Raw genomic sequence first — 18,850 nt, 5'->3', positions numbered from 1 at the left:
ACCGGCCGATGCTCACCCAGCAGCTGTTCAACGGGGTGCTGCTCGGGGCGACCTTCGCCCTGGTCGCCCTGGGCTTCAACCTCGTGGTCGGCGCGCTGGACCGGCTCAACTTCGCGCTCGGCGAGACCGCCATGGTCAGCGCGATGCTCGGCGCGATCGTCATGGGCGAGGCCGGCCTGCCGTTCCCGGTCGCGTTCCTCGCCGCGGTCGGGCTCGGCGGCCTCGTCTCGGTCGCCGTCTACTTCGTGTCGTTCAAGTACGTCTCCAAGGAGTTCCGCACCGCGTCGATCCTCTCCAGCCTCGGCATGGGTCTCGTGCTGACGGCGCTCGTCACGAAGTTCCTGGGCAGCAACCAGCGCTCGGTGCCCGACGTCCTCCCGGGCGTGCAGCTCGACCTGGGCCTGTTCCAGGTCTCCGGCAGCCAGCTGGTGATCCTGCTGCTGGCCACGCTGCTGACCGCCGGGCTCTACGTGTTCCTCGAGCGCACGATCTGGGGCACCGCGATCCGCGGCGTCTCCGACGACATGACCGTGACCGCGCTGCTCGGGGTGCCGGTGCAGCGGGTCATCCTGCTCACCTTCGCGCTCTCGGGCGTGCTCGCCGGGGCGGCCGGGATGCTCACCGGGCTCGCGTACCACACGGTCAGCCCGTTCGACGGATTCCCGACCACGCTCACCGCGCTGATGATCATCGTGCTCGGCGGGCTCGGCAGCGTGACGGGCGGCCTCGTCGCGGCGCTGCTCATCGGGGTGATCGAGACGCTGACGGTGGCGTACCTGTCCGCGACCCTGCGGGACCTCATCGTGTTCGTGCTGGTGGGCATCGTGCTGCTGGTGCGGCCGCAGGGGCTCTTCGGGCGCGACTCCGGTGTGCTGGAGCGCGTGTGATGTCCGCGTACACCGAGGCCGTCGTGCTGCAGGTCGGCGTCAACGTGCTGCTCGCGCTCGGCTACTGGATCGCGGTGTCGACCGGCAAGTACTCCTTCGGGCACGCCGGGTTCATGGCGATCGGCGCGTACACGGCCTCGATCCTCACACTGAACGCCGGCTGGCCGCTGCCGCTCGCCATGGTCGCGGGCGGCGCCGTCGCCGCCGTCGCGGGCGCCGCGATCGGCTGGATCGCGCTGCGCCTCTCGCTGCTGTACCTGGCCATCATCACGTTCGTCTTCGCCCAGCTGGTGCAGGTGCTCCTCGGGCAGTGGGAGTACGTCGGCGCGGCCACCGGCATGATCGGGATGACCGGCACCACCGTCGCGCTGCTCCTCGGCACGATCGCCGTCGTCATCGGCTACCTCGTGCTGCTCACCCGCTCGCGGCTCGGCCTCGCGCACGCCGCCATCCGCGAGGACGAGCAGGCGGCGATGGCGTCGGGCCTGCGGATCACGCTCATCGCCGTCGGGGCATTCGCCACATCCGCCGCGGTCACCGGCGTCGCCGGCGCCCTCGCCGCACACCACCTCATGATCATCACGCCCGCGCTCTTCGGCCCGCACCAGGCGTTGCTGATCATCCTGTACTGCGTGTTCGGCGGGGTGCAGTACTTCTGGGGCGCCGCGATCGGGGCCGTCGCGCTCAGCCTGCTGCCGCTCTACCTCGACTGGCTCGACGACTGGTACCTGATCGTCTACGGGCTGCTGTTCGTGGTCCTGATGATCGTGCGCCCGCAGGGGCTGATCGGGCGGGGCACCATGCGGCCGGGCCGGCGGCCGAGAGCGATCGTTGGCCGGGAGCGTGAGTCCGTTGGCTGAGCCACTGCTGCGGGTGTCCGGCGTCGCCAAGCGGTTCCGCGGGGTCGAGGCGCTCGCCGACGTCGACCTGGCGCTCACCGAGGGTTCGGTGCACGGCGTGGTCGGCCCGAACGGGGCGGGCAAGACCACCCTGCTCAACGTGATCTCCGGCTACGTGGCGCCGGACGTGGGCCGGGTCGAGCTGGCCGGCCGGGACGTGACGCGGCGGACGCCGCAGCGGCGCGTCCCGCTCGGGGTGGTCCGCACGTTCCAGAACATCCGGCTCTTCGGCGGACTGACCGTGCTGGACAACGTGCTCATCGGCCAGCACAGCCGGGCGCGCACCGGGCCGGGTTCCCTCTGGCCGGTCCGGTCGGCGCGGGAGCGGCAGCTGCGGGCCGAGGCCGAGCGGGCGCTGGAGCTGTTCGACCTGCTGCCGTACCGGAAGCGGCGGGCGGGCGAGCTGCCCTACGGGCTGCAGAAGCAGCTGGAGCTGGCGCGAGCCCTCGCCGCGCGGCCGCGGGTGCTGCTGCTGGACGAGCCCGCGGCCGGGATGACGGCCGAGGACCGGAGCGCGCTCGTGACCCGGATCGGCGAGCTGCGCTCCGGGGGGCTCAGCATCGTGGTCGTCGAGCACGACATGGACGTGATCTCCCGGGTCTGTGACCACGTCACGGTGCTCAACTTCGGCCGGATGCTCGTCGACGGCGCCCCGGAACACGTGCTGACCAGCGACGCGGTGAGGACGGCCTACCTTGGGACGTGACACGACGCTGGCCGGGACCGAGCCGGCCGCCGCCACCGCGGGCGCACCCCAGGACGTGCTGCTGGAGGTCGAGCACCTGCGCGCGGGCTACGGGCGCATCACCGCGGCCGAGGACATCGGCCTGCAGGTCCGCCCCGGCGAGCTGGTGGCCGTGCTCGGGCCCAACGGGGCCGGCAAGAGCACGCTGCTGCGGGCGATCTCCGGCATGATCCGGCCGTGGGCCGGCCGGGTCGTCCTCGCCGGCCGGGACGTCACCGGCGCGCGCAGCGACGTGCTGGTCCGGGCCGGGCTGGTGCACGTGCCCGAGGGGCGGCGGGTGCTGCCGCGGCTCACCGTCGAGGAGAACCTGCGGCTCGGCGCGTTCTCCGCCCGGCGGGACCGCGCGGCCGTCGCCGCGGCGCTGGAGGAGGTCCTGACCCGCTTCGGCGCGCTCGCCGACCGGCGCGACCAGAAGGCCGGGACGCTGTCCGGGGGCGAGCAGCAGATGCTCGCCATCGGCCGGGCGCTGATGGCGCGGCCCTCGGTCCTGTTGCTCGACGAGCCGTCGCTGGGCCTGTCGCCGCGGCTGGTCGCCGAGGTGTTCGAGCTCATCCAATCGCTGGTGGCCGAGGGCCAGACCGTGCTGCTGGCCGAGCAGAACGTCGCCCAGGGGCTGCGGGTGGCCGACCGCGGCTACGTGCTCACCACCGGGCGGGTCACCGCCACCGGCAGCGCGGCCGACCTGCTGGCCGACCCCGCGCTGCTGCGCAGCTACCTGGCGCCCCCCGCCGGGCGTCCACCACATCTCTCGACGGCCCAGCCTCCCGCTGAGCGCACCGGCGAACCGCCCGAGTACGTCAAGTACGAGGGTCGGCCCGCCGGCACACTCAGCCGAAACCTGGATCCGCCGATACATGCACCGAACCCCCGGCGGGGGACGCCAGGCGCGGAGAACCCGTCATGACCCGGTTCGCGGGCAGTTCCGTCATCATCACCGGCGCTGCCTCGGGCATCGGGCGGGAGACCGCGCTGCGGTTCGCCCGCGAAGGCGCGCTGGTCACCGTCGCCGACCGGGACGAGGCGGGCGCCCGCGGCACCGTCGACGCCATCACGGGCGACGGTGGCACGGCGCGCGCGAGTGTCACCGACGTCGCCGAGCGGACCGAGGTACGGGCCATGGTCGAGGGCGCCGTCGCCGCCTACGGCAGGCTCGACGTCCTGCACAACAACGCCTACTGGGCCCCGCTGAACCGGGCGGTCGCCGACACCAGCGAGGAGGAGTGGAGCCGGACGATCGCGGTGACGCTGACCGGGGTGTTCCTCGGCTGCAAGTTCGCGATCCCGCACATGGTCGCCGGCGGTGGGGGCGCGATCGTCAACACCGCCTCCACGGCGGCGCTGGCCGCGACCCCGGCGTTCGCGGCGTACGCGGCGGCGAAGGGCGGCGTCGTGGCGCTCACCCGGTCCGTGGCCTTCGACTACGGGAGGCGGGGCATCCGGTGCAACGCCGTGGCGCCCGGCCTGGTCCGCACGCCGGCGACCGAACCGGTGTTCCGCGATCCGGAGCGGATGCGGTTCCTCACCGAGAAGCTCCTCGTCGGCCGCGCCGGCGAACCGGGTGACATCGCCGCCGCGGTGCTGTTCCTGGCCAGCGCCGAGGCGGGGTTCATGACCGGCCAGACGATGGTGGTCGACGGCGGGCGGTTGATCGCATGAGTACGCCCGAGCTCCTCGGCATCCCGATGGCGCACGCCGGCCGCGTCGACGTCTACTCCGGCGTCGCCCGGATCGCCGGCAAGCTGTGGGCGGCCATGCACCGGGCCCCGGGCGGGTCGCGGACGGCGGTCGCCGTGGTGCACCCCAGCTCGAACTTCCTCGGCCACTACCTGCTCGGCCCGCTCGCCGAGCGCGGCGTGGACGCCGTCGGGCTGAACACCCGCTACCTCGGCAACGACAGCACGCTGATCATGGAGAACTGCGTGCTGGACGTCGGCGCGGCCGTCGGTTTCCTGCGGGAGCGCGGCTACGAGCGGGTGGTCCTCGTCGGGAACTCGGGCGGCGGCGGGCTCGCCGCGTACTACCAGAGCCAGGCCGAGTCGCCGACGGTCCGCCGGACCCCGGCCGGGGATCCGCCGGACCTCACGCATGCCGCGCTCCCGCCGGTCGACGCGCTGGTCGAGCTGATGGCCCATCCGGGCCGGGCGATCGTCTACTCGGAGTGGATGGACCCGGCGATCGTCGACGAGCACGACCCGTCCCGCCGCGACGCGGACCTCGACATGTTCGACGCGCGCAACGGGCCGCCGTACAGCGCGGAGTTCCTCACCCGGTACCGCGACGCGCAGCTGGCCCGCAACCGCCGGATCACCGCGTGGGTGCGCGAGCGGCTCGCCGAGCTGGAGAAAAGCCCCGACCAGGCCCAGGACCTCCCGTTCGTCGTGCACGGCACCACCGCCGACCCGCGGTTTCTCGACATCACCATCGACCCGTCGGACCGGGAGCCGGGCACCCTCTGGGGTCCGCCGGTCGAGGCCAACCTGCTGCCCGCGACGCTCGGCCACCACACCAGCCTGCGGTCCTGGCTGAGCCAGTGGAGCGTGGACGACTCGCACTGCGACGGGCCGCGGCACCTCGCGCGCACGACCGTGCCCACGCTGGTCGGCTACGGCACGGCCGACCAGGTGTGCTTCCCCGGGCACGCCCGGTCGCTGTTCGACGCCGTCCCGCACGACGCGAAGCGGCTGTTCGCGGTCGAGGGTGGCACGCACTACCTGCAGGGCCAGCCGGAGCTGGTCGGGCAGGTCGCCGACACGATCATCGGCTGGCTGGAGGAGACGGGGGTACGGGCATGACGGACACCGCGGCGCTGCACCCGGACTTCGGCGACCTGCGGGTGCAGCCGGGCGAGGCGCACATCACCGACCGGCCGGAGCTGTTCGGCCTGGTCAACCTGGTCGCGTTCGGCGGAGCGGCCGACCGCCCCACGCACGTGCCCGCCGAGGTCGGCAGCGTCGGTCCCGTGGTGCTGTGGGAGTCGACCGGGGCGGCCGACCAGCTGCCGTTCTGGAACACCAACCTCGACGGCGACCAGTACCTCTACGTGGTGCACGGCTGCGTGCGCGTGGAGTTCAAGGAGACCGGGGGCGAGCGGCGCTACGGCCACTACGTCGGCCGCACCGGCGACCTGCTGCGCCTGCCCGAGGCGATCGCGCACCGCACGTGGTCCGGCGACGGCAAGCGGCGGATCTGGCTGGAGGTCCTGCCCCGCAACCCGTACTGGGCCGGTATCGGCACGCAGCCCGTCGCCGCCGACCCGAGCGGCCGGATCGGCGGATTCGCCTTCGCGATCGAGGACGCCGACGTCGTCGTGCGCTGGCCGGGCGGCGAGCTGCGCACGCCCCGCGACCTGTTCCGCCGCGGCCTGCGTGCCCTGGTGGCCTACGAACTGCATCTCGGGCACAACGAGTTCGACGGCGGCCTCATCGTCAACGACCGCGGCGACCAGGTCGTGCTCGCGGGGCCAGGGCACGCCGAGACGCTGGAGGGTCGGGCCGTGCTCGCGGTGTTCCGCGGCCTGCTCGACCGGCTCGCCATGGACGGCACGGCCCACGGAGGGGACGGGGAATGACCGACCGGAACGGGGTGCTGGCCGACGTCCGCCGCGGCATGATCCCGGCGCACATCTACAACGACACCGAGATCTTCGAGCTGGAACGTGAACGCGTCTTCGGCCGCACCTGGGTCTTCGTCGCCCACGAGTCGGAGATCCCGGCCCCGGGCGACTACGTCGTGCGGCGAGTGCTCGACGACTCGTTCATCGTGGTGCGCGACGAGCACGGCGAGGTGCGCGCGCTGTTCAACATGTGCCTGCACCGCGGGATGCAGGTGTGCCGGGCCGAGGTGGGCAACGCCTCGCACTTCCGCTGCCCGTACCACGGCTGGTCCTACCGCAACGACGGCCGGCTCGTCGGGCTGCCGTTCCACCGGGACGCCTACGGCGGGGAAGCCGGCTTCCCGCGCGCCGGGCAGACCCTGCTGCCGGCCCCGGCGCTGGGCATCCACAACGGGATGGTCTTCGTGAGCCTCGACCCGGACGCGCCGCCGCTGCGCGAGCACCTCGGCGACTTCGCGTTCTACCTCGACTACTACACGCGCCAGAGCGGCAGCGGGATCGAGCTGCGCGGGCCGCAGCGCTGGCGGATCAAGGCGAACTGGAAGATCGGCGCCGAGAACTTCGCCGGGGACATGTACCACACCCCGCACACCCACGCGAGCGTCGTCGAGATCGGGTTGTTCCGCGAGCCCAAGGCCGAGAAGCGCAAGGACGGCGCCATCTACTGGGCGGGCAGCGGCGGCGGCACCACCTACAAGCTGCCCCCGGGCACGCTGGAGGAGCGGCTGCGCTACGTCGGCTACCCGGATTTGATGATCGAGCGGATGAAGGCGGCCTGGTCGCCCGAGCAGCTCGCGGTGATCGGCGAGAGCGGGTTCATGATCTCCGCGGCCTCGGTGTTCCCCAACCTCAGCTTCGTGCACAACTGGCCGCGGGTGGCCGACTCCGACGACGTGCTGCCGTTCATCTCGCTGCGCCAGTGGCAGCCGGTGAGCGCCGACGAGACGGAGGTGCTCTCCTGGTTCGCCGTCGACAAGGAGGCCCCCGAGGAGTTCAAGCGGCTGTCGTACAAGGCGTACCTGATGTGCTTCGGCAGCAGCGGCATGTTCGAACAGGACGACGTCGAGAACTGGGTGTCGCTGACCAGCACCGCGGCCGGGTCGATGGCGCGCAGGCTGCGGCTCAACAGCCGGATGGGGCTGCTCGCCGACGACACCCCGGTGGTCGCGCCGCTGCCCCGCACGCAGTTCGCCGGGCCCGGGGTGGCCCGGGTCGGGTACGGGGAGCACAACCAGCGGGAGCTGCTGCGGCGGTGGGCCGACTGCCTCGAGACCCCGGTCGGCGCGGCGCGTCCGGTCGAGGTCGCCGCGCAGGTGGTGCGGCCGTGACCGGTCTCCCGTTCTCTGACGAGCGCCACCTCACCGCGCACCGGTGGCTCGTCGACGAGGCGTACCTGCTCGACGCGCAGGACTACGCGACGTGGCTCGACCTGCTCGCCGACGACATCCGCTACCTCATGCCGGTACGCGTGACCACGGCCCGGGGCGCCGGGTTCGACACGGCGCCGGGAATGGCCCATTTCGACGAGGACAAGTACTCGCTCTCCCGGCGGGTCGCGCGGTTCGCCACCGAACACGCCTGGACCGAGGACCCGCCCTCGCGGATGCGCCACCACGTCACCAACGTCCGCACCTTCGCCACCGCCGACGCGGACGAGCTGGTCGTGGAGTCCGCGGTGCTTCTGTTCCGCAGCCGCGGCGACGTGCGGGAGGCCGCGTTCGTGTCCGCCGGCCGGGAGGACCTGCTGCGCCGCACGGACGGCCGGTGGCTGCTCGCCCGGCGGGTGATCACTGCCGACGAGTCGGTGCTGCGGATGCAGAACCTGGCGGTGTTCCTGTGAACGACGCTCCGTTCCACGGCGCGCAGCCGGTCGGCGAGCCGATCGTGCTGGGCAACGAGTTCGCCGAGATCCGCGTCCAGCGGCTCGACACGCGCAACGGCTCGCGGCTGCTCGTCCAGTCGCCGAAGAGCGGGCAGTGGGTCCTGCTCTGCCCGCTCGAGCTCGAGGCCCTCACCTGGCAGTCGCCGCAGACGTTCTCCGCGATGCTCGGGCAGCCGTTCGGGTCGCTGTTCGGGGAGGATGACGCGTGAGCGAGCTTGCGAGCTCACCATCCAACACAGCAGCGTCACGAATGCGGCCGACGAGCGCCGGCGAGGAGGCGGTATGAGCGACTGGCTGGCCGGGTGCCGCGCGCTGGTGGTCGGGGCGGGTTCGGGCATCGGGCGCGCGGTCGTCGACGCCTATCTCGCCGAGGGCGCGCAGGTCGCGGTGCTGGAGCGGGACCCGGCCAAGTGCGACGCGCTGCGCGAGGCGGTGCCCCAGGTGCCGGTCGTCGCCGGTGACGCGACCACCCGGGCCGCGAACGACGAGGCGGTGGCCGCGGCCGTGGCCGCGTTCGGCGGGCTCGACGTGCTGGTCAGCTGCGTCGGGGTGTTCGACTTCTATCGGGGCGTGCGCGACCTCGACGCGCTCGACGACGCGTTCGCCGAGGTGTTCGCCGAGGTGTTCGCCGTGAACGTCAAGAGCTGCCTGCACGGCGTCCGGGCCGCACTGCCGCACCTGGCGCCCGGCGCCTCAGTGATCCTCACCGAGTCCACGTCGGCGTACCACCCGGGCCGCGGCGGCGTGCTGTACGTGTCGTCGAAGTACGCGGTGCGCGGGCTGGTCACCGCACTCGCGGCCGAGCTGGCCCCCGACGTCCGGGTGAACGGCGTCGCACCGGGCGGCACCCTGCACACCGACCTGCGCGGGCCGCGAAGCCTCGGGCTGGAGGGCAGGCGCCTGGCCGACACCCCGGACCGCGAGCAGGAGCTGCGGGCACGCACCCCGCTGGGCGTCGCGCTGTCCGGAACCGACCACGCGGGGAGCTACGTGTTCCTGGCCTCGCCGCGGGCCCGCGGGATCACCGGGGACGTCCTGCACTCCGACGGCGGGATCGCGGTGCGCACATGAGCGGCGGCCACCAGGAGGAACGCGCCCTGGTCGCACTGGCGTGCCGGGTGCTCGCCGCGCGCGGGCTGGCCGACGGCGTGCTCGGGCACATCAGCCTGCGGGTGGGCGACGAGCGGGTGCTGGTGCGGTGCCGCGGCCCGCGTGAGCGCGGGCTGGCCTGGACCGAGCCCGCGGACGTCCGTCTGCTCGACCTCGACGGCGGCCCGGCTCAGCCCGACGAGCTGACGGGCCACGCGCCCCCGAACGAGCTGCCGCTGCACACCGAGGTGCTGCGCGCCCGACCGGAGATCGCGGCGGTGGTGCACGCGCACCCGCCGGAGGTGGTGGCGGCCGACCTCGCGGGCGTCGCGATCCGGCCGATCGTCGGCGCCTTCGACATCCCCGGCGCGCACCTCGCGGCGGGCGGCGTGCCGGTGTACCCGCGGGGCGTGCTCGTGCGAACCCGGGAGCTCGCCGCCGAGATGGTGGCCGCGATGGGGCAGCGCCCGGTCGTGCTGCTGCGCGGGCACGGGCTCACCAGCGCGGCCGCGTCGGTCGAGCAGGCCGTGCTGCAGGCCGTGAGCGTCGATCGGATCGCCGCGCTGTCGCTGCGGGTGCTGTCCGCGGGCGGCCGGCTCACCGATCTTCCCTCGCGCGACCTGGCCGAGCTGCCCGACCTCGGGGGCGCGTTTACCGTCGCCGTCGCCTGGAGGCACGAGCTCGCTCGCCTCGCGGAGCCCGAGGCGAGCGCGTCCCGGCGGATAGACTCGCAGGCATGACGGGGGCGCGGCGGAAGGCGGTAGAGGGCCGGCCGCCCCCCTACCCCATCGAGTCCGTGGACAACGCACTGCGGCTGCTGCTGCTGTTCGCCGAGAAGCCGCGCATCCGGCTCACCGACGCCAGCACCTACCTCGGCGTGGCCACCTCGACCGCCCACCGGCTGCTGGCGATGCTGCAGTACCGCGGGTTCGTCCGTCAGGACGCCGCATCGCGGGCCTACGAGCCCGGCGGCGCCCTCACCACGATCGCCGCAGCGGTGCTGCGCCAGGTCGACGTCCGAGCCCGCGCCCGCCCAGTACTGGAGCGGCTCAACGCCGAGTTCGACGAGACCGTCCACCTCGGCAGGCTCGACGGCCAGATGGTCACGTTCCTCGACTCGATCGAGAGCAGCCGAGCCGTGCGCGTCGCCTCCCGGCTCGGCCGATCGCTGCCGGCGCACTGCACCTCCACCGGCAAAGCCATGCTCAGCCTGCTCAGCACCGACGAGCTGCACCGCCTCTACCCCGACGAGGAGCTCGAGGCCATCACGGACCGGACCATCTCCACGCGCACCGCCCTCGAACGCGAGCTGGACCTGACCCGCCGCCGCGGCTACGCGGCGAGCATGCAGGAGAGCGAGGAGGGCGTCGCCTCCGTCGCCGTTCCCGTGACCAGCCCGGGCGGGGCCAGCTACGCCATCAACATCTCGATGCCCACCACCAGGATGACCAGCACCGCACGCACCCGGATCGCCGAGGCACTCGCCGGGGCGAGCAAGGAGCTGAGCGGTCTGCTCGTCTGATCGAGCGTAGGCCGATCACCACCACCCGAGCACCGAGCGCGACGGGCCTGACCAGCACTCCCCCGGTGAGCAGCACCTGCACGTGGTCACCCCACCGACGTGATCGCCACAGCCCCACCGGACGCCCTTCCACCGCCTGGTCTCGTGGAGGACCCTGATGCCCAGGGGAACGGGGAGGGAGACGTCGGATGGCCGGGATCGTGGTCGGCATGGACCGGTCGGCGCACGCCGTCGACGCGTTGCGCTTCGCTATCGAGGAGGCCCGCTACCGCGGCTGCGGACTCACTGCTGTCGAGGTGTGGGAAGTGCCCTACCTTGCCGAGGACATCGGCGAGGCCGCCCTGGCGCTGGACGAGGCGGCGCACCGACGTGCCGAGCAGGAGCTGCGGGAGCAGGTCGAGAAGGCGCTGGACGGCAAGCCCGTCCCACCAGGCCTGCAGGTCGAGACCCGCGCCGGCAACCCGTCCGAGGTGCTCATCCAGCTCGGCCAGGCGGCTGACCTGCTCGTGCTCGGCGCCCGCGGCCGGGGTGGGTTCCGCCACCTGCTCACCGGATCGGTGGCTACGCAGGTCATCCACCACGCCCCGTGCCCGGTCGTCGTGGTGCCGGGCAGGCGGGGCCCCGCAGCAACGGGAGAATGACCGGACGCGCCTGGCATCCGCGGTGTTTACGAAGGCATCAGTGAGCGACCGCTTACCACCTTCTTTCTCGAGGTATGCGGAAACGAACGACCTATACCGCGGATCGGTCGGCTGCCATCCGGTCGACGCCCAGGGGCAGCAGCGGCTCGGGGTCGATGAGCCAGTTGAAGCTGGTCTTGGGTGCATCGACGGGGTCGGCCTGGCGGATGCCGATCCCGGGCGGCACGATGTCGCCCCCGACGCCCGGGTCGTCGGCGAGCACGTGTAGCGGCGCGTAGTAGTTCGGGTCGAAGTAGTCGAGAGGTTCGCCGACGTCGGCGAGGTCGCCGTCCTGGATGAACCCGGCTCCGCCGATCCGGGCGTGCCAGTCGAGCAGCTCGGCGGGATACCGGCCGTCGACGAGCACATCGAGCGCCGAACGGTTGATGAGCAGATCGAGGAGCCGGGCGGCGTCCTCATGCCGGGGCGCCTGGTCGGCGGCTGCCACCGGCCAGTACGAGCCGGGATCCGCAGCTCCAGGTCCCCGGCGGTGGTGGTCAGGATCCGGGCGCGGTGGCCGTTGCGCAGGGCGTTGCGTTCCGCGGAACGCTCGTGTGGGCAGCACCGATCAACTCGGTCAGCTCGGCCTCGATCAATGCTTGGTAGACGGTCTCGGCCGCGGCGCGGACACGGTCGCCGACATCGGCGGCCTCGAGGACGTCCAGGACTTCGAGCAGGGCAGAGTGGTCCAGGGCAATCGCGTGGTGCTTGTCTGGGTGCCTCTGCGGGTTCACGCAGAGACTCACGCGGTGGTCCCGCCTACGTGCTCAGGCACGCCGTTCTCAGGCCCGGAACACCGTTCCCCGGCCGCCGAGGCGTAGGTCTCGGCGTCCGAGCGGCCCCGCCAGAGCGGGCTGACCTGCCCCCGCCCGGACACCGGACGTGCAAAGGCGTCACGTTCGGCGGCGTTGTGCCGGGCGAACCAGTCGTGCAGGACTCCGGCCAGCTCGTCGCGCACGCCGGCGCGGCCTGGCTCTGTCGCCCGGTTCTCCCGCTCGTCCGGGTCGTCGGCCAGGTGGTACAGCTCCTCGGGGCCGTCGCCGTGGCGCACCACGTACTTCCACTCCCCCGTGCGCACCATGCGCGTGCCGCCGTACTCGTCGAAGACGACCACGGCCTCCTCGCCGCCCGCCTCCTCTCCGAGCAGCCGCGGCAGGATCGAGCGGCCCGCCGCCAGCGGGTCCTCCGGCGCGGCGACGCCGGCGAGCTCGAGGATCGTCGGGTGGAGGTCGCACGCACTGGTGAGCCCGGAGTCGACGCGGCCCGCCGGGATGCGTCCGGGCATGCTCACGGCGAACGGGACCCGTACCGAGTTCTCCCACATGTTCAGCGGCCAGGTGGCGTTGCCCTTGCCCCAGACACCGTGGTGCCCACAGCTGAACCCGTTGTCCGAGGTGTACACGACGCACGTGCTCTCCCGCAGCCCTGTTCGGTCGAGGAGGTCGAGCACCTGCCTCACCCCGGCGTCGACCGCAGTGAGCGACGCGAAGTATCCCAGCAGGCTGGGGATCGGGTCCCGCATCGCGTCGGACACGGGACCGGGCTCCCAGCTGAACCACCGATGGGGTTCCTCGCGGGGGCACGACGCAAAGGTGCAGCCGTTGTAGGGGTCGGTGTAGCGGGCAGGGTGCTGATCCACCCAGGGGCTGTGCGGGGCGGTGTAGTTGACCTGGAGGTAGAAGGGTCGATCGGAGCCGGCATTGCGCTCCAGGAACCCGATCGCCTCCTCGGTGATCGCCTCGGTGAGGTACCGAGGTTCGGCCACGGGCTGCTCGTCGCGCCAGACGGGTGCGCCGAAGTAGCGGCCGTCGCCGGTGCGGTGGGAGTACCAGAAGTCGAAGCCAGGCGCGGGGTTCCGGGACGTCCCGAGATGCCATTTGCCGCTGTGCCCGCACTCCCACCCCGCAGCGGCGAGCACCTCGGGGGTGTTCGTGAGCCCGCTGAGGTAGCTGTCCTCGTCGCGCACCCCGTACGCCTCGCCGCGAATCCAGTCGTGGACCCCGTGCGCCGACGGCATGCGTCCCGTCAACAACGATGCCCTGGCGGGCGAGCACACCGGCGATGCACAGAAGAATCGGTCGAGCTCCGTGCCGCCCGCGACCAACTCGTCGATCGTCGGGGTGATGAGGTCGCGGTTGCGGTGCCCCATCGCCCACGGGCCCTGGTCGTCGGTGAGGACGACGAGCACGTTGGGCCGGTTCACGTCTCGGCTGGCCAACTCCTACCTCCGTCCACCGCGGTCGACACTCATCCGGCCGCCTCCTCGTCACCGAGTCCGCGCTCGGCGTAGATCGCGAGCGTCGTGTCCCACGGGATCACCCCCACGCGGTCCGCCCACCGCTGCCACCGACCGGCGAGCTCGGCGACGACCTCGGGGTGCTCGGCTGCCAGGTCGTGCAGCTCGGTGCGGTCGCGGTCGAGGTCGTAGAGCTCCCACGGCGCCGGGTACTCGCGTACCAACTTCCAGCGGCCGACCCGTACGGCGGCGTTGCCGGTGTGCTCCCAGAACAGCGGAAGGGGGTCCTGCGACCGTCCGCGCAGGGCAGGCAGGAAGTTGCGGCCTTCCAAGGGGAGCACCGGACGGCCCCGATGCACGCCCAGGTGGTCCACCCCCACGCAGTCGAGCAGAGTGGGCAGCACGTCGACCAGCTGCACCGGCAGGTCCACGACGCTGCCGCCCGCGAGGCCACCGGCCGGCCAGTGCACGAGGAACGGCGCCGCGATCCCGCCCTCGTGCACCCACCGCTTGTAGAAGCGGAAAGGCGTGTTCGACAGGTTGGCCCACGCCCGCCCGTAGCTCGCGTACGTGTCCTCCGGGCCGGGCCCGATCCCCGGCTCGTTGCCGACGCGCAGGTCGCGCCCGTCCCGCGTGCGCGTCGGCACGATGTCGGTGCGCCGGCGGAAGCTCTCCACCTCGCCCTTCGGGAGGTCCTCCGGCGAGGCACCGTTGTCGGAGAGCACCACGACCACCGCGCCGTCGAGCCTGCCGGCGCGCTCCAGGCTGTCGACGACGCGGCCGATCCCGGCGTCCATCCGTTCCACTTGCGCGGCGTAGGCCTGCATCCGTCGCGCCTGCCAGCCGGGCTCGTCCGCCTCCACCCACGGCGGTTGGGTGGGATCCCGATCGCTGAGCGCTGTGCCGGCAGGCAGTACTCCTTCGTCGATCAGTCGTTTCATCCGCCGCTCCCGTAGCACGTCCCAGCCGTCGTCGAAGACGCCGTCGAGCGCGGCGATGTCCGCCTCGGGTGCGTGCAACGGCCAGTGCGGCGCGGTGAAGGCCATGTAGAGGAAGAGCGGCTGCTCGGGCGCGGTCGCGGCCTGGTGCTCGACGAAGGCCACGGCCTCGTCGGCGATGGCGTCGGTGTAGAAGAAGCCGGGGTCCTGCGCCTCTGCGCTCGCGTCGGCCTCGCCGCGCGTCAGCGTTCCTGGGTCGTAGTAGCTGCCGCACCCGGTGAGCGTCCCGAAGAAACGGTCGAAGCCGCGGCGGGTCGGCCAGGCGCCGTTCGGCTCGGTCATCTCCGACGCCAGGTGCCATTTGCCCGCCAGGCAGGTGGCGTACCCGGATCCGCGCAGCACCTCGGCCGCGGTGACGCACCGGTCGTTCAGCGTGCCGCGGTAGCCACGCGGTGCGTCGTCGTTGGTGAGGATGCCGATACCCGTCTGGTGCGGGTGCAGCCCGGTCAGCAACGAGGCGCGCGACGGGCTGCAGCGCGCAGTGTTGTAGAAGGCGGACAACCGGACCCCGTCCCGGCCCAGGCGGTCGGCGTGCGGCGTACGGATCTCGCCGCCGTAGCAGCCCAGGTCGGAGAAGCCCATGTCGTCGGCGAGGATCACGACGACGTCCGGGCGCCTCATTTGACCGCTCCCCCGGTGAGCCCGGAGATGATCTGCCGGTTCGCCACAATGGCCAGCACGATGATCGGCACGGTGGCGAGCGAGCCCGCCGCCGCCATCTGGCCCCAGGCCACCTCGTAGGGCTGCACGAGCGAGGCGATGCCGACGGTCAGCGGCGAGGTACGCCCGCCTGAGGTCATCACGAGACCCATGAGGAACTCGTTCCACGCCATGATTCCCACGAACACCGCCACGGCGGCGAGACCCGACCGGGCGAGCGGCACCATGACCTGCACGAACACCCGCAGCTCCGACGCGCCGTCCACCACGGCGGCCTCTCGGAGCTCACCGGGCACCCCGTCGAAGTAGACCTTCATGAGCAGGGCTGCGAACGGGAGGTTGAAGACGGTGTTGAGCAGGATCAACCCTTGGACCGATCCGAGCAGGCCGAGGTTGTTCAAGGTGACGTACAGACCCGGCACCAACGCCATCGGCGGGATCAGTGGAAGGAGCGCGCTGACCGCGAGGAGCGTAAGCGTGACCCACCTGGCCATCTGCAGCCGCGACAGCGCGTAACCGGTGGCCGACCCGATCACCAGGCACAACACGATCGTGCCGGCCACGATCAGCAGGCTGTTGACCAGCTGCGCCGTGAACGGACGGCCGGGGCCGAGCAGCTCGGCGACGTTCTCGGTGGTGAAGCCGAACTCCCAGTCCGGGCTGACGATGTTGCGCCCGGGCTGCACGCTCAGGACCACCAGCCACGCGATCGGCAGGATGAACGCCGCCAGCAGGAGGAGCAGAGGCAGGTCGATCGCGGGCCGGAACCTGCGCCGGCGCCGGGGCGCGGCCGGTCCCGACGCCGTTCCGGGCGCGGCCGCCGGCCGATCGGTCAGCACGCCGGGGGTCATGGACGTACTCACGCGGCCGCTCCTCCCTGTCGCACGGTCCGGCGCACGACCACCGAGACCAGCAGCACGACGATGACGAACAGCACCACGGCCAGGCTGAACGCCGCCCCGTACCCGAGCTCCAACCGATCGAAGAAGACGTTGCGGATGTGCAGACTCACCAGCGTGGTGGCATCGCCGGGGCCCCCGCGGGTGAGCAGGTACATCTCGTCGAACGCCTTGACACCCATCACCAGCCGGATCAGCGCCGCTGCCGCGAGCGCGGGAGCCAGCAACGGAAGCACGATCCGCCAGAAGATCTGCCGTTCGGTCGCACCGTCGACCCGCGCGGCCTCGAGGAGCTGGTCGTCGATGCCTTTGAGCGCGGTGTAGACGAGGAGGAACACCACGGGCGTCCAGTGCCAGACGTCCACGAGGATGATCGACAGCATGGCTCCCGCCTCGCTGCCGAGCCAGCCCTGCGGCGGCAGCCCGACGTCGATGAGCACCCTGTTGAGCACCCCCACGGTGGGGCTCAGGATCAGCAGCCAGATGAGGCTGACCACCACCGGCGCGACGACCGCAGGCCAGAGCGCGATGTTCCGGGCGATCGGCCCGAACAGCGCCGACCGGTCCACCAGCACGGCCAGCAGGGTGCCCAGCACGAGCGTCAGCGGAACGGTCGCCGCGATGAACACCGCGGTCGTGACCGCCGACGACATCGCGAGCGCGTCGTCGAACATGCGGGCGAAGTTGGCGAGGGTGCCGAAGTCCCAGATGAACGCGCCGTTCTGGATCTCGACGTGCGACAGCGCCATCCGCACCACCTGCGTGAGCGGGTAGACGGCGAACAGCAGCATGAACGCGATGAAGGGCAGGACGGCGAGCAGGCCGAACCGGCCCCCGTGCAGGGGACTCCGTCCGCGCGGTCGCCGCGCCGTCGACGCCGTGGTCACTGGAGGAATCCCGCTTCGCGCACGACCCGCGTCAGCTCCTCCTGCAGCTGCGCGAGGCCGTCGGGGGCAGGGGTCGCGCCCGCCCCGATCGCGCTGAGGATCCGTTCGGTCACCTCCAGCATGGGGGCTGAGAAGACGTAACGCACCGCGCTGTGTACGTCCGGCATGGAGTCGGCGACCGCCTGGAGGTACACGGCATCGCCACCGCCGAGCTCGCCGAGCACGTCCTCGCGGGTGGCGATGCCGCCCGCCTCGCCGAACGCCGTCTGCTGCTGCTTGTCCAGCATCCACCGGATGAACCGGTAGCTGGCCTGTGCCCGCTCGGGCGGCAGGCCCCGCGGGACGCACAGCGACCAGGTCCCGCTGGTGGGAGCGGGCTCGCCGGTCGGGCCGGCGGGCACCACCGCGTACCCGAGCTTGCCGACCACGTTCGACGCCGACGGATCCTCCAGCTGAGCCGCGGCCGCCGCCACGACGTGTGCCTGCAGCGCTTCGCCGCTCTGCAGGGCCGCGATGACCTCCGCCTGGCCCACCGTCTGCGGCTCGGCCGGGCCGAGCGCGAGCAGCCGCCGGTACATCTCGGTGCCGGCGAGGGCCTCCGGCGTGTCGACCGCGGGCGTCCAGTCGCTGCCCTCGTCGACGAACCAGGTGGCGCCGTAGCTGTAGAACACGGGCATGTAGTCGTAGGTGATGGACTGGCCACCCGACGAGGCCTGCCCCCGGGTCGCGTAGCCGTAGCGCGCGAGCCCCGCCTGCTGCGCCTGCTCACCGGCCGCCACCGCGTCCTCCCACGTGCGGGGCACGGGCAGGCCGAGCTGCTCGTAGAGGTCCCTGCGGTAGATCAGCAGGTGGACGTTGCCGTTGATCGGCAGGCCCATCACCCGCCCGCTCGGGTCCGAGGTGCGGGCCTGGGGGTCCCAGAACGGCAGGGCGGCGTAGGTCAGCACGGCCGGGTCGAGCGAGAACTGGGCGTCCACCTCGTCCAGCGGCGCGACCCAGTCATTGTCGTAGAACTGGTGGGTCCACGGCTCGTCGAGCTGGAAGAGGTCGAAGACGAGGTTCTGGTTCTGGATCGCGTTGGTCATCTGCGTGCGCAGGCCGTCGTAGGGGAACTCGCGCAGCGTGATGCGTACGCCGCTCTCCGCCTCGTACTGGGCAGCGACCGTCCGGTAGGCGTCCAGCCACGGGGACTGGTTGGTCGGGACGATCAGCTCGGTGACCTCGCCGCCCGCGCCACCACCTCCGCCGAGCGCGCCGGCACCGCCGCCGCCGCAGCCCGTCAAACCTGCGATGGCCGGGATGGACACCCCGCCGGCCGCGAGCTGGAGGAACCGTCGACGGCTCATCGCCGCCGAGTTCTTGTCTGGGGACATGGTGCTCTCCTCGCCTGGAGTCCGACGCTGCGGATGGAGGGCAGCTCGACCGCATCTCCCCCGGTACTCACGTGCGTCGGCGCGCACGAGACGCGGGACGGGCTGGGCTCTCCTCCGGTGGCCTGGCCACTTGGAACGTCAGTGTGTCTCCGGCCCCAAAACACAGTCAAGACTTTGTCCGAACATATTCAGAATCTTCCACATGTCGGGATCGCAGCATGCTCGAAGATCGCTTGAGATCCACCTCAGCCGAGATCCATGACGTCGAGCCGTCGCCGATGCAGCCGGCACCGACCGCACCCACCTGAGGACGGCGCCCATCATCGGTCGGTTGACCGACTGTCCGGGCAGTACGGCTAGAGCGTGTCCCGTGGATCATGCGGGTCGGCTGCGGTAGATCTCTTCTGTGCTTGATCGCCACGACTTGACCGACGCGGAGTGGGCACGGCTGGAGCCGTTGCTGCCCGACCGGACACCGCG

The 18,850-nt window shown here is 72.0% G+C and carries 19 protein-coding genes and 2 pseudogenes; 14 read left to right on the top strand and 7 right to left on the bottom strand.

Translation table 11 applies throughout. The features are described from left to right. Window positions 1-8: 8 nt before the first annotated feature. The 14 genes and pseudogenes from KME75_RS15015 (at window position 9) to KME75_RS14950 (ending at window position 11,278) form a co-directional block, all read left to right on the top strand. Window positions 9-887: a branched-chain amino acid ABC transporter permease gene (locus KME75_RS15015; RefSeq protein WP_219415299.1), complete on the top strand. Its 879-nt coding sequence runs from the start codon at window positions 9-11 to the stop codon at window positions 885-887. After that, window positions 887-1,747, top strand: a complete 861-nt coding sequence (locus tag KME75_RS15010; RefSeq protein ID WP_219415296.1) for a branched-chain amino acid ABC transporter permease — start codon at window positions 887-889, stop codon at window positions 1,745-1,747. The genes KME75_RS15015 and KME75_RS15010 overlap by 1 nt, the downstream gene beginning before the upstream one ends. Then, window positions 1,740-2,492: an ABC transporter ATP-binding protein gene (locus KME75_RS15005; RefSeq protein WP_219415294.1), complete on the top strand. Its 753-nt coding sequence runs from the start codon at window positions 1,740-1,742 to the stop codon at window positions 2,490-2,492. Before KME75_RS15010 ends, KME75_RS15005 begins: the two co-directional genes overlap by 8 nt. Window positions 2,493-2,613: 121 nt before the next feature. Beyond that, a pseudogene (locus KME75_RS15000) lies at window positions 2,614-3,435 on the top strand (ABC transporter ATP-binding protein); the annotation flags it as partial. Further along, entirely contained in the window at window positions 3,432-4,187 is a 756-nt protein-coding gene (locus KME75_RS14995; RefSeq protein ID WP_219415285.1) for an SDR family NAD(P)-dependent oxidoreductase, read from the top strand. The pseudogene KME75_RS15000 and the gene KME75_RS14995, both read left to right, overlap by 4 nt. Next, on the top strand, window positions 4,184-5,323 hold the full coding sequence (locus tag KME75_RS14990) for an alpha/beta fold hydrolase (protein ID WP_219415283.1): 1,140 nt from the start codon (window positions 4,184-4,186) through the stop codon (window positions 5,321-5,323). Before KME75_RS14995 ends, KME75_RS14990 begins: the two co-directional genes overlap by 4 nt. Beyond that, complete coding sequence (locus tag KME75_RS14985; protein WP_219415282.1) at window positions 5,320-6,099, top strand: cupin domain-containing protein; 780 nt, start codon at window positions 5,320-5,322, stop codon at window positions 6,097-6,099. Before KME75_RS14990 ends, KME75_RS14985 begins: the two co-directional genes overlap by 4 nt. Beyond that, window positions 6,096-7,472, top strand: coding sequence for an aromatic ring-hydroxylating dioxygenase subunit alpha (locus KME75_RS14980; protein WP_219415280.1), 1,377 nt, complete (start codon window positions 6,096-6,098; stop codon window positions 7,470-7,472). Before KME75_RS14985 ends, KME75_RS14980 begins: the two co-directional genes overlap by 4 nt. After that, the gene (locus tag KME75_RS14975; RefSeq protein WP_308282791.1) at window positions 7,469-7,984 is read left to right on the top strand and encodes a 3-phenylpropionate/cinnamic acid dioxygenase subunit beta; all 516 of its coding nucleotides are present in this window, start codon (window positions 7,469-7,471) and stop codon (window positions 7,982-7,984) included. Before KME75_RS14980 ends, KME75_RS14975 begins: the two co-directional genes overlap by 4 nt. Next, the gene (locus tag KME75_RS14970; protein ID WP_308282790.1) at window positions 7,981-8,235 is read left to right on the top strand and encodes a hypothetical protein; all 255 of its coding nucleotides are present in this window, start codon (window positions 7,981-7,983) and stop codon (window positions 8,233-8,235) included. The genes KME75_RS14975 and KME75_RS14970 overlap by 4 nt, the downstream gene beginning before the upstream one ends. Before the next feature lie 73 nt (window positions 8,236-8,308). Next, a complete protein-coding gene (gene hcaB, locus KME75_RS14965) occupies window positions 8,309-9,097 on the top strand; it encodes a 3-(cis-5,6-dihydroxycyclohexa-1,3-dien-1-yl)propanoate dehydrogenase (protein ID WP_219415276.1) in 789 nt (262 codons plus the stop codon). Continuing rightward, window positions 9,094-9,855, top strand: coding sequence for a 3,4-dihydroxyphthalate decarboxylase (gene phtC, locus KME75_RS14960; protein WP_219415274.1), 762 nt, complete (start codon window positions 9,094-9,096; stop codon window positions 9,853-9,855). Before hcaB ends, phtC begins: the two co-directional genes overlap by 4 nt. Next, window positions 9,852-10,637 carry an IclR family transcriptional regulator gene (locus KME75_RS14955; protein ID WP_219415273.1) on the top strand — a complete coding sequence of 262 codons (786 nt, stop codon included), beginning with the start codon at window positions 9,852-9,854 and terminating at the stop codon, window positions 10,635-10,637. Before phtC ends, KME75_RS14955 begins: the two co-directional genes overlap by 4 nt. 188 nt (window positions 10,638-10,825) lie before the next feature. Continuing rightward, window positions 10,826-11,278 (top strand): universal stress protein, encoded by a 453-nt coding sequence (locus tag KME75_RS14950; protein WP_219415271.1) that lies wholly within the window; start codon window positions 10,826-10,828, stop codon window positions 11,276-11,278. A gap of 91 nt (window positions 11,279-11,369) precedes the next feature. On the opposite strand, the gene KME75_RS14945 is transcribed toward KME75_RS14950, so the two are convergent. The 7 genes and pseudogenes from KME75_RS14945 to KME75_RS14915 form a co-directional block, all read right to left on the bottom strand. Beyond that, the gene (locus KME75_RS14945) at window positions 11,370-11,765 is read right to left on the bottom strand and encodes a glycoside hydrolase family 1 protein (RefSeq protein ID WP_219415267.1); all 396 of its coding nucleotides are present in this window, start codon (window positions 11,763-11,765) and stop codon (window positions 11,370-11,372) included. Next, window positions 11,756-12,015 (bottom strand): annotated as a pseudogene (locus tag KME75_RS14940) (transposase); the annotation flags it as partial. The pseudogene KME75_RS14940 and the gene KME75_RS14945, both read right to left, overlap by 10 nt. Window positions 12,016-12,059: 44 nt before the next feature. After that, window positions 12,060-13,535 (bottom strand): sulfatase family protein, encoded by a 1,476-nt coding sequence (locus KME75_RS14935; protein WP_219415265.1) that lies wholly within the window; start codon window positions 13,533-13,535, stop codon window positions 12,060-12,062. Window positions 13,536-13,564: 29 nt separating this feature from the next. After that, the gene (locus KME75_RS14930; RefSeq protein WP_219415264.1) at window positions 13,565-15,172 is read right to left on the bottom strand and encodes an arylsulfatase; all 1,608 of its coding nucleotides are present in this window, start codon (window positions 15,170-15,172) and stop codon (window positions 13,565-13,567) included. Then, window positions 15,169-16,074, bottom strand: a complete 906-nt coding sequence (locus KME75_RS44920) for a carbohydrate ABC transporter permease (RefSeq protein WP_219415262.1) — start codon at window positions 16,072-16,074, stop codon at window positions 15,169-15,171. The genes KME75_RS14930 and KME75_RS44920 overlap by 4 nt, the downstream gene beginning before the upstream one ends. Continuing rightward, complete coding sequence (locus KME75_RS14920) at window positions 16,071-16,997, bottom strand: carbohydrate ABC transporter permease (RefSeq protein ID WP_219415260.1); 927 nt, start codon at window positions 16,995-16,997, stop codon at window positions 16,071-16,073. Before KME75_RS14920 ends, KME75_RS44920 begins: the two co-directional genes overlap by 4 nt. Next, window positions 16,994-18,370: an extracellular solute-binding protein gene (locus KME75_RS14915; RefSeq protein ID WP_219415257.1), complete on the bottom strand. Its 1,377-nt coding sequence runs from the start codon at window positions 18,368-18,370 to the stop codon at window positions 16,994-16,996. The genes KME75_RS14920 and KME75_RS14915 overlap by 4 nt, the downstream gene beginning before the upstream one ends. Window positions 18,371-18,850: the final 480 nt, after the last annotated feature.

The organism is Pseudonocardia nigra (assembly GCF_019396355.1).
GTDB lineage: Bacteria > Actinomycetota > Actinomycetes > Mycobacteriales > Pseudonocardiaceae > Pseudonocardia > Pseudonocardia nigra.
Note: the sequence above shows the minus strand (reverse complement) of the source record. Positions and strands in the feature narration are given on the sequence as shown.

What these genes read in the sequence shown, in the direction of transcription:
- KME75_RS15015 (WP_219415299.1), top strand. Translation starts at nt 9, where the DNA reads ATGCTCACCCAGCAGCTGTTCAACGGGGTGCTGCTCGGGGCGACCTTC.
- KME75_RS15010 (WP_219415296.1), top strand. Translation starts at nt 887, where the DNA reads ATGTCCGCGTACACCGAGGCCGTCGTGCTGCAGGTCGGCGTCAACGTG.
- KME75_RS14995 (WP_219415285.1), top strand. Translation starts at nt 3,432, where the DNA reads ATGACCCGGTTCGCGGGCAGTTCCGTCATCATCACCGGCGCTGCCTCG.
- KME75_RS14990 (WP_219415283.1), top strand. Translation starts at nt 4,184, where the DNA reads ATGAGTACGCCCGAGCTCCTCGGCATCCCGATGGCGCACGCCGGCCGC.
- KME75_RS14985 (WP_219415282.1), top strand. Translation starts at nt 5,320, where the DNA reads ATGACGGACACCGCGGCGCTGCACCCGGACTTCGGCGACCTGCGGGTG.
- KME75_RS14980 (WP_219415280.1), top strand. Translation starts at nt 6,096, where the DNA reads ATGACCGACCGGAACGGGGTGCTGGCCGACGTCCGCCGCGGCATGATC.
- hcaB (WP_219415276.1), top strand. Translation starts at nt 8,309, where the DNA reads ATGAGCGACTGGCTGGCCGGGTGCCGCGCGCTGGTGGTCGGGGCGGGT.
- phtC (WP_219415274.1), top strand. Translation starts at nt 9,094, where the DNA reads ATGAGCGGCGGCCACCAGGAGGAACGCGCCCTGGTCGCACTGGCGTGC.
- KME75_RS14955 (WP_219415273.1), top strand. Translation starts at nt 9,852, where the DNA reads ATGACGGGGGCGCGGCGGAAGGCGGTAGAGGGCCGGCCGCCCCCCTAC.
- KME75_RS14950 (WP_219415271.1), top strand. Translation starts at nt 10,826, where the DNA reads ATGGCCGGGATCGTGGTCGGCATGGACCGGTCGGCGCACGCCGTCGAC.
- KME75_RS14930 (WP_219415264.1), bottom strand. Translation starts at nt 15,172, where the DNA reads ATGAGGCGCCCGGACGTCGTCGTGATCCTCGCCGACGACATGGGCTTC.
- KME75_RS14915 (WP_219415257.1), bottom strand. Translation starts at nt 18,370, where the DNA reads ATGTCCCCAGACAAGAACTCGGCGGCGATGAGCCGTCGACGGTTCCTC.